The sequence below is a fragment of the Clavibacter michiganensis genome, from assembly GCF_016907085.1.
Classification (GTDB): Bacteria; Actinomycetota; Actinomycetes; order Actinomycetales; family Microbacteriaceae; genus Clavibacter; species Clavibacter michiganensis_O.
In genome coordinates this window covers 1,070,201-1,078,876 of the sequence record NZ_JAFBBJ010000001.1, presented here as the reverse complement: position 1 = coordinate 1,078,876, position 8,676 = coordinate 1,070,201, and the positions used below count along the sequence as shown (strand labels likewise).

The following is an 8,676-nucleotide window of genomic DNA, read 5'->3' as shown; positions in this document are numbered from 1 at the left end:
AGGCATTCGCTATGGACAAGAACGACATAAAGCATATACTTACCGAGGAGATAGCGATCGAGTTGGGGATGCCGATCGAGCAGATCGACGACCAGGCCAGCTTCATGCGATTGGGCATCTCGTCGGTGCAGGCGTTGAAGGTGGTGAACCGGCTGCGCAAGCGGATCGACCTCGACATCAATCCCGTCGTGATATTCGAGTTCAAGACCATCGACGACATCGCCGAGCATCTGGCCGAGGAGGCCGAGGATCTCGAGTCGTCCTATTAGACGGGCTCGTCGTCGTGGTCGACGCCCGTGGTGCGCGCAATGACTGAACCGACCCTCATGCAGCAGAGAGGCACTCTGGAATGACGATCACGCAATCAGCGAACCTCGCCTATCACGACCGGGTCAAGAAGATCCTGCCGGGTGGCGTGCACTACAACTTCAACATGCCGTGGGAGGAGGTGCCGCTGCACTTCGTCAGCGGCAAGGGGAGCCGGCTCGTCGACATGGACGGAAAGGAGTACCTCGACCTCTACGCCCGCTTCGGCGCCATGATCCTCGGGCACGCCAACGAGGAGTACCTCGACGCCCTCGACGACGCCATGCGCCGGGTGCTCTGCGTGAGCCACTGCGACTTCGACGCCGAGGCCCTCGAGAGCATGAGCGCGCACATCCCGAGCGCGGAGATGATCCGCTTCGGGCTCTCCGGCACCGAGATCGTCCAGACCGCGCTCCGTCTGGCTCGCGCGTACACCGGTCGGAACAGGTTCCTGCGTTTCGAGAACCACTACCACGGCAACGCGGACAACGTCATGGGAGGACGGGTCGTCGACCGGAGGGTCCCGGCGCCCGTCGATTTCCGCGGCGACTACAAGGGAACCGCGGGCCGGGCGGACGACATCATGGCGGACCAGTCCTTCATGGTCCCCTGGAACGACTTCGCGCGCCTCGAGGAGTTCTTCGCGGAGCACGGCGGGACGCTGGCCTGCGTCCTCACGGAGCCGGTGGCCGTGAACGGCGGCTCGGTGGTCGCGGCTCCCGGCTACCTCGAGCGCCTGCGGGAGCTGTGCACCCAGCACGGCGTCGTGCTGGTCTTCGACGAGATGATCACCGGGATGCGCCTCGGCGTCGGCGGGGCCCAGAAGCGCCTCGGCGTCACACCGGATCTCGCGACGTTCGGCAAGGCCATCGGCGGCGGTGGCGTGCCCGTGTCGGCTCTCGTCGGTTCCCGCGAGATCATGCGGCTCCTCGAGAACAAGTCGGTGATCCACGCCGGCACCTACAACGGGTATCCGCTGGGCATGGCCGCGGTGAAGGCGACGTTCGACATCCTCTCGCGAGACGACGAGTCCGCCACGGTCGACATGCACCGGCGCATCACCTCGTTGCAGGACATGCTCGTGGAGGAGGCGACGCGGGTCGGGCTCCCCCTGGTCGTGCAGGGCCCTGCCGGCGTCTCGTCGTTCCATTGCGCGGACGCGCCGCTGGCCGCTCCCGGTGATTACAGCTTCGAGGTCATGAGCAAGGACATCATCGTCGCGACCTCCCTCCAGCGGCACGGCGTGCTCATCTCGAGCGTCTCCCGCATCTACCCGAACGTGCAGCTCAGCGACGGGGATCTCGACTTCTTCGGGAGCCGTGTCCGAGACGCCCTCACCGAGGCGAAGCACATGATCGACGAAATCTACTGAAGGGCTACGGAAAACGATGAACGCCAGCACAGCATCGATTGGGCCCACCACGGGGTCGGCGCGTCGTGGCGCGCCGTACACGAGGTACCTGATCCTCTTCCTCGCCGTATCCATCGGCTCCGTGTGGGGACTCACCCTCCTGTTCCTCGTCGACTACGACTTCGCGGTGAGCGTCTTCGGGGAGCTCGCGCTGACGAACCCCGTCGTGATCGTGATCCTCCACAGCCCGGCGATCGCGGCGCTGGCCATATTCGCGCTCTACGACGGCCCGCGCGGCGTCGCGAACTTCCTCCGGACGCTCGTGCCCCGTCGGAGCGACCTGCCGTGGCTCGCGGCGCTCATGGGCATCATGGTGGCGTACATATTCGGGGTGCGGTACATCGGCATGCTGTTCGGCATCTCGATGCCGCCCGAGCCGCTCGCGCCGGTCGACATGGTGCTCACCTTCTTGTCGATGTTCATCGGCGAGGTCGGGATGCTGGCCATCACCGTGGGCTGGTACGGCTTCTTCATGCCGTTCATGAACCGGGTCACCGGGAGCCACGTGCTGTCGGGCATCGCGACGGGCGTCGGCATCGGCGTCTTCGTCGCTCCCGGCAACCTGTTCTCCTCCTTCGAGCTGGCGACCGCGTGGCCCATCTACGTGGCCCAGCTCTGCGTGCTGTCCATCGGCATGAGCATGCTCATCAGCAAGGGCAAGGGGAACGTGCTGTTCTTCCTGCTCCCGTTCTGGGTGTCCGCATCGGGCAGCTGGCTCGACCTCTACTACTTCAACACGCCCACGCAGCTCGTGCAGCTGGCGCTCTTCAGCATGCTGGTCCTCGTGCTGTGGTTCGTGCTGCGGCGCCAGAGCCGCCGTGAGCTCGATGCGCCGTTCACCTTCCCGGAGTACCTCGAGCGCGACTACACCGTCCAGAACGGCGTCCTGTTCGAAGGCAAGGGCGACCGCAGCCGCGAGGGCGCCGAGCTGGCGGGCGTCGGCGCGGCGGCCGCTCCGCCGTCGTCCGGCTCGGGGTCGACGGACGCGGATCCGGACGGCTCGGTCCGGTGAGGGACGGCACGACGAAGAGCCCCGTCCTCTGGCACGTGCGACCCGACGTCGCCGGCCGCCAGCTGTTCCTGTTCCCGTTCCTCGGCGGCTTCGGCGCCTCGTTCAACCCGCTAGTGCGCAGCCTCCGCGACGGGTGGGACATCTGGACCGTCAATCCCCCCGGTCACGGTCCCTCGCGGGAGGCTCCGATCGATCACCTCGCGGACCTGGTCGCGCGCTACATCGAGGAGTTCGTGCGCGTGCTGCGGCCGGGGGCGGTCTTCTTCGGTCACAGCATGGGCGGCATCGTCGCCTATCACGTGATCAGCGCCCTGGTGCGCTCCGACCGCCTCGCTCCCGCGCTCGTGCCGGTGGACCTCGTGCTCTCCGCGGTGTCCGCCCCGGGGGACGTGCCGGCCCAGAGCTGGTCGCGGTCACGGGATGCCGAGTTGATCGAGCGCCTCATCGCCATCGACGCGATCCCCGCGCTGATCGCGGCGGAGCCGTCCCTGCTCGAGCTGTTCCTCCCCGCCTTCCGATCGGACTACGGCGTGCTCGACGACGCACGTGGCCGTCCCGTCGAGCCCCTGGACGTGCGCACCCGCCTGATCCTCGGCGAGCTCGACCCCCACACGCCGAGCGGGACGTCCGACGCGTGGCAGCGCCATCTGACGTCCCCGCTGCGCACGCAGGTGCTCGCCGGCGAGGGGCACATGTTCGTGCGGCACGCGCTGGAGCCGCTCGACCGGATCCTCGCCGACGTGCGCGACGCCGACGCTCCCGTCGCCGTCGCCGTCGACGGGCAGCGGGGGCGAGGATGACCCCCCACACCGAACCCCGGGCGAGCGCGCCCTCACCCGCCGGCGACGAGGCGGACCCGATCGACCCCCACGGGGCGGACTCCCCGCCGCCGGGCCACGGGTCGGAGGCGGGTCGCTTCCGGATCTTCCTGCTCATCTGGGCGGCGCAGCTCGTCGCGCGGATCGGCAACGGCCTCACGGCGTTCGGCCTCGGGGTCCACGTGTACCAGCAGACGGGCCTCAGCACCTCGGTCGCGCTCGTCACGGTGGCGGCCTTCCTGCCCGGCATCCTCCTCGCGCCGCTGGGCGGCGTGCTGGCGGATCGCTTCGACCGGCGCCTCCTGATGATCTTCGGGGACTCCGCCTCCGCGGTCGGCCTCGTGGCGCTCCTCGTGCTCTTCCACACCGGAACGGACAGCGTCCCGCTCATCTGCGCCGCCGTGGCGTTCAGCTCCGTCTTCACGTCGGTGATGGACCCGGCCTACCGCGCCACGATCACCGATCTCCTGACCCCCGAGCAGTACGCACGGGCGAGCGGCCTCGTGCAGTTGGCGAGCGCGTCCCAGTACCTGATCGCGCCTGCGATCGCGGGTGTCCTCATGGCGTCCTTCGGCATCCGCCTCGTCGTGATGGTCGACATCAGCACGATGGCGTTCACGATCCTGAGCATGCTCCTCGTGTGGCGCGCCATCGGGAGCCGCACCCCCGTCTCCACGAGCGGGTTCTGGGTCGACCTGCGGTTCGGTCTCGTCTACTTCCTGCAGAATCGCGGCCTGCTGCTGCTCATGCTGCTCATCACCCTGATCACGTTCTGCATGGGCTTCCTGCAGACGCTGCTCACGCCGATGCTGCTCGACCTGTCGAACGAGACGACCCTCGGCGTGGTGCGATCCGCGGCGGCCGTGGGGATGGTGATCGCCAGCCTCGTCATCGGCGTGTTCGACATGGGCACCGATCACCGGGCCTATCTCTCCTGGGCGCTCGCGGCCGCCGGCGTCACCGTCTTCTTCATGGGCACGACGCCGGTGGTGCCCCTCATCGGCGTCTTCGCGTTCCTCTTCTTCGCGACCCTGCCGCCGCTCAACACCAGCGTCGAGGTCCTCGTGCGCACCTCCATACCCAACGAGATCCAGGGAAGGATCTGGGGGCTGATGGGATTCGTGTCCCAATTCGGGTACATCGTCGCGTACGCCGTCTCGGGTCCGCTCGCCGACCTCGTCTTCAACCCCCTGCTCACCGACCGGGGAGGGCTCGCCGGCACGGTGGGCTCGCTCATCGGCACGGGTGAGTCCCGGGGCATCGGCCTCATGCTCATGATCGTGGGGGTGCTGCTGCTGCTCATCGCACTGCTGCTCCCGTTCATGAAGAGCGTGCGAGAGATGCAAGCCACGCTCACAGCGCGTTCCGCGCGGAAACGGACCTGACATGTGGATCGTAGGAATCATCGGCGCCGGGCTCGTCACGGCGCTGATCCAGCTGGCGATCGGGGGCTTCCGGGCTGACTTCGTCGAATGGATGCGGGTGCTGCTGCTGCACCAGTTCGCCGTCTCCCACGGCCTCATCGCGGTGCTGGGTTTCATCATCAACGTGCTGTTCCCGGAGCGCACCGCGGCCAGCCTGGGCTGGCCGAGCGGCCCGTTCCAGGTGAAGTACGGCTTCGCCCAGCTCGGTCTGGGGGTGATGGGCGTCCTGGCCATCTGGTTCCAGGGGAACTTCTGGGTCGGGGTCCTCGTCACCCTGTACATCTACGGCCTGAGCGGGCTGTGGACCCACTCGCAGGAGATCATCCGCCATTATCGGAAGACGCGGACCGTCGCCAAGGGCGAGCTCTTCAACATCGTCCTCGACATCGTGTACCACCTGGTGCTCACCTGGATGTCGCTCCAAATCCCCGGTATCTGGGTCCTGTCGTAGGAGGCGCCGCACCACATGACATTCACCTACCTGCTCAACGACCTGCGAAAGAATCGCGGCGTCAACGCCTCCCTGCTCGTGGTCCTCATCCTCAGCGCCTTCCTCATGGCCACCGGCGCGATGGTCATGGAACGCACCGTGGGCTCGGTGGACGCGCTGTTCGCGCAGGCGAAGCCGCCGCATTTCCTGCAGATGCACAAGGGCGACTACGACCCCGCCGCGCTGGACGCCTTCGCCACCGCGCACCCGGAGATCGAGTCCTGGCTGATCGAGGACATGGTCGGCTACGACAGCGCCGCGATCGCCTGGTCGCGCCCCGGGACGACGGAATCCGGCACCCTGGCCGAGAGCCTCATCGACAACCTCTTCGTCACGCAGAACACCGAGTTCGACTTCCTCCTCGACGCCGACAGCGCGATCGTCACGCCGCCGGACGGCTCGATCTTCGTCCCGGTCGCCTACCAGCGGAGCTTCGGCCTGCAGGAGGGCGATGAGCTCCGCATCCGGACCGGCTCCGGCATCGAGGAGTTCGCCATCGCGGGTTTCGTGCGCGACGCGCAGATGGCGTCGTCGCTCTCGTCGGCGACGCGCTTCCTGGTGTCCGACTCCGACTTCCAGCGCCTCCGCTCGAGCGGCGGCAGCCCCGAGATCATCGTCGAGTACCTGCTCTCGGATCCGTCGCAGGCGAACGCGTTCCAGACCGCGTACGAGTCGGACCCGGCGATGCCGAAGAACGGTCAGGCCGTCACGGGCGACATGATCCGCATCATCAACGCCATCAGCGACGGCCTGGTCGCGATCGCCCTGATGTTCGTCAGCTTCCTGCTCATCGCCATCGCCCTGCTCAACGTCCGCTTCGTCATCCGCGGGAGCCTGCAGGACGACGTGCAGCAGATCGGCGCGATGAAGGCCATCGGCCTGCCGGACAAGACGATATCGGGCCTCTACCTGTCGAAGTACAGCGCGATGACCCTCATCGCGTGCGTACTGGGAGGCGCGTTGGCGATCCCCGCGTCGCAGGCGCTCACGAGCGGCATGCGAGCGAGCTACTCGACCGCCCCGGTGACGGCGCTCACCGTCGTGGCCCCCCTCGTCGCGCTCGTGGTCGTGTTCGTCGTCGTGGTCGCCATCAGCCGGCACCTCCTGCGTGCGGTGAACCGCATCGAGGTGGTCAGCGCTCTGGTGCACGGGTCCGTCCTCGACGAGCGTCAGACGGCGCGTCGGGCGAAGCGGCTCGCCCGCCGCGTCAGCCGTTCCGCGTTCGCCTCGTACCGCGGCGGGGACATCGGCCGCCGGATGTCGCTCGCGGACCTCCGCAACGAAGCCGGCCAGTGGGTGCTCCTCCCGCTCGTCTTCCTGCTGGCCGGGATCCTCATCACGCTGCCGACGAACCTGCTGACCACGTTCCAGAGCCCGAAGTTCGTCACGTACATGGGGGCGCCCGAGAGCGATCTGCGCATGGACCTGCAGTTCTCCGACGACCTCGAGCAGGTGCGGGAGGAGACGGACACCGCCCTCGCGGCCGATCCCCGCGTCGCCCGCGTCCAGACCTTCGCGAACGAGCTGGTCGAGACGGAGGGAGAGGAGGGATGGGAGTCGATGCGCGTCGAAGTGGGCGACTACGGCGGAGACACCATCCAGTACCTGCGCGGTGGGCCGCCGGCGACGGGGGAGATCGCGCTGTCGGTGCTGAACGCCGAGCAGTTCGGGGTCGACGTGGGAGACCCGTTCACCATCCGCCGTGACGGGAGCGATGCCGCCCTGACCGTCGGCGGGGTGTACCAGGACATCACGAGCGGCGGCAAGACCGCCAAGATGTCCGGCACGGCGACGGGGGCCGTCACCGGCTACGTCTACTACGCCGCCACCGCGACGGGACAGGACCCCGCCGCCATCGCCAGCGACTACCGGGAGCGCTTCCCCACCGCGACCGTGGTGCCGATGGCCGAGTACGTCACGCAGACCCTCAGCTACGTGACGGACGCCCTGTTCAACGCGGCGGTCCTCGCGACGATCTTCGCGGTCGGGATCGTCGCGCTCATCACGAGCCTCAACCTCACCATGCGGGTCTCCCGCGAGAGGAGGCGCTCCGGCATCCTCTCCGCGCTCGGATTCTCCGGCTCGGACCTCGCGGCGCAGCTGCGGTTCAAGGCGGTCCTCACCATCGTGACGGGGACGGTCCTCGGCGTGGTCATCGCCGCGACCCTGGGCCAGGCCCTGGTCGGCGCGGCCATCTCGCTCGCCGGTCTCGGCATCTCGAGCCTGGTGTTCATCCCGAACCCGCTGCTGGTCTACGTCGCCTATCCGGCGTTGCTCATCGGCGTGGGCGCGGTCAGCGCCATCGTCGTGTCATCCCGGCTCCGTCGCGGCGACACGAGCGCGTGGCTGCGCTCATGACGTCCTCAGCCCGTCCCGCGAACCACGAATCACAGAATGGATCACCGTTGACACTCCCCGACGCCTCCTCGACCATGTCCCGGCCCCTCACGAACGCCCTCACGACGGTGGCGCTGGAGAAGTCCTACCGGTCCACGGAGCCGCCCACGAAGGTGCTGAACGGCATCGACCTCACCGTCCGCCAGGGGGAGTTCCTCGCCGTGATGGGCGCGTCGGGCTCCGGCAAGTCGACGCTGCTCTACTGCATCAGCGGGATGGACCGGCCGACGAAGGGGAGCGTCCGGCTGGGCGACGTCGACCTGACCGACCTCAGCGATCGGGAGATGAGCCACACGCGGCTCACGAGGATGGGCTTCATCTTCCAGCAGGCGTACTTCCTGTCGAACTTCAACGTGCGCGACAACATCCTCCTCGCCGCGCTCAAGGCGCAGCCCAAGGGCCGCGTCGAGGTCGAGGCCCGGGTGGACGCGATGCTCGAGCGGTTCGGCATCGCGCACGTGGCGGAGCACGGCATCACCCAGGTCTCCGGAGGGCAGCTCCAGCGCGCGTCCATCTGCCGTGCTCTCGCGACGCGACCCTCCGTCGTCTTCGCCGACGAGCCCACGGGATCCCTGAACAGCAGCATGACCCAGGAGGTGATGGACGCCCTGACCGACGTCCATCGCGATGGCACCACGGTGATGATGGTGACCCACGATCCCGCGTGCGCGGCGCGCGCCGACCGGGTCGTGTACCTGCGCGACGGCCTCATCGTCGATGAGCGGGACCTGGGCGCCTGGCAGCCGGCCGACGCCGGACGCCGCGAGGACGAGCTCCTCACCTGGCTGCGCGCGCACGACTTCTAGGCCCGGGGCTGC

Annotated in this window: 8 protein-coding genes; all 8 read left to right on the top strand. The window is 68.1% G+C overall.

Features of this window, described 5'->3' with window-relative positions; genetic code table 11:
• Nucleotides 1-11 precede the first annotated feature (11 nt).
• The 8 genes from JOE38_RS04940 to JOE38_RS04905 all read left to right on the top strand — a co-directional run bounded on the left by JOE38_RS04940 (nt 12) and on the right by JOE38_RS04905 (nt 8,664).
• On the top strand, nt 12-269 hold the full coding sequence (locus tag JOE38_RS04940; RefSeq protein ID WP_204575131.1) for an acyl carrier protein: 258 nt from the start codon (nt 12-14) through the stop codon (nt 267-269).
• An 80-nt stretch (nt 270-349) separates the two neighbouring features.
• Nucleotides 350-1,678 (top strand): aspartate aminotransferase family protein, encoded by a 1,329-nt coding sequence (locus JOE38_RS04935; protein ID WP_204575130.1) that lies wholly within the window; start codon nt 350-352, stop codon nt 1,676-1,678.
• Between the two features lie 121 nt (nt 1,679-1,799).
• Complete coding sequence (locus tag JOE38_RS04930; protein WP_204575129.1) at nt 1,800-2,729, top strand: hypothetical protein; 930 nt, start codon at nt 1,800-1,802, stop codon at nt 2,727-2,729.
• Complete coding sequence (locus JOE38_RS04925) at nt 2,726-3,529, top strand: thioesterase II family protein (RefSeq protein WP_204575128.1); 804 nt, start codon at nt 2,726-2,728, stop codon at nt 3,527-3,529. Before JOE38_RS04930 ends, JOE38_RS04925 begins: the two co-directional genes overlap by 4 nt.
• A complete protein-coding gene (locus JOE38_RS04920; protein ID WP_204575127.1) occupies nt 3,526-4,932 on the top strand; it encodes an MFS transporter in 1,407 nt (468 codons plus the stop codon). Before JOE38_RS04925 ends, JOE38_RS04920 begins: the two co-directional genes overlap by 4 nt.
• 1 nt (nt 4,933) lies before the next feature.
• Nucleotides 4,934-5,422, top strand: a complete 489-nt coding sequence (locus JOE38_RS04915) for a DUF6790 family protein (protein WP_204575126.1) — start codon at nt 4,934-4,936, stop codon at nt 5,420-5,422.
• 15 nt (nt 5,423-5,437) lie between these two features.
• Entirely contained in the window at nt 5,438-7,819 is a 2,382-nt protein-coding gene (locus JOE38_RS04910) for an ABC transporter permease (RefSeq protein ID WP_204575125.1), read from the top strand.
• A gap of 47 nt (nt 7,820-7,866) precedes the next feature.
• Nucleotides 7,867-8,664, top strand: a complete 798-nt coding sequence (locus tag JOE38_RS04905; RefSeq protein WP_239544747.1) for an ABC transporter ATP-binding protein — start codon at nt 7,867-7,869, stop codon at nt 8,662-8,664.
• Nucleotides 8,665-8,676: the final 12 nt, after the last annotated feature.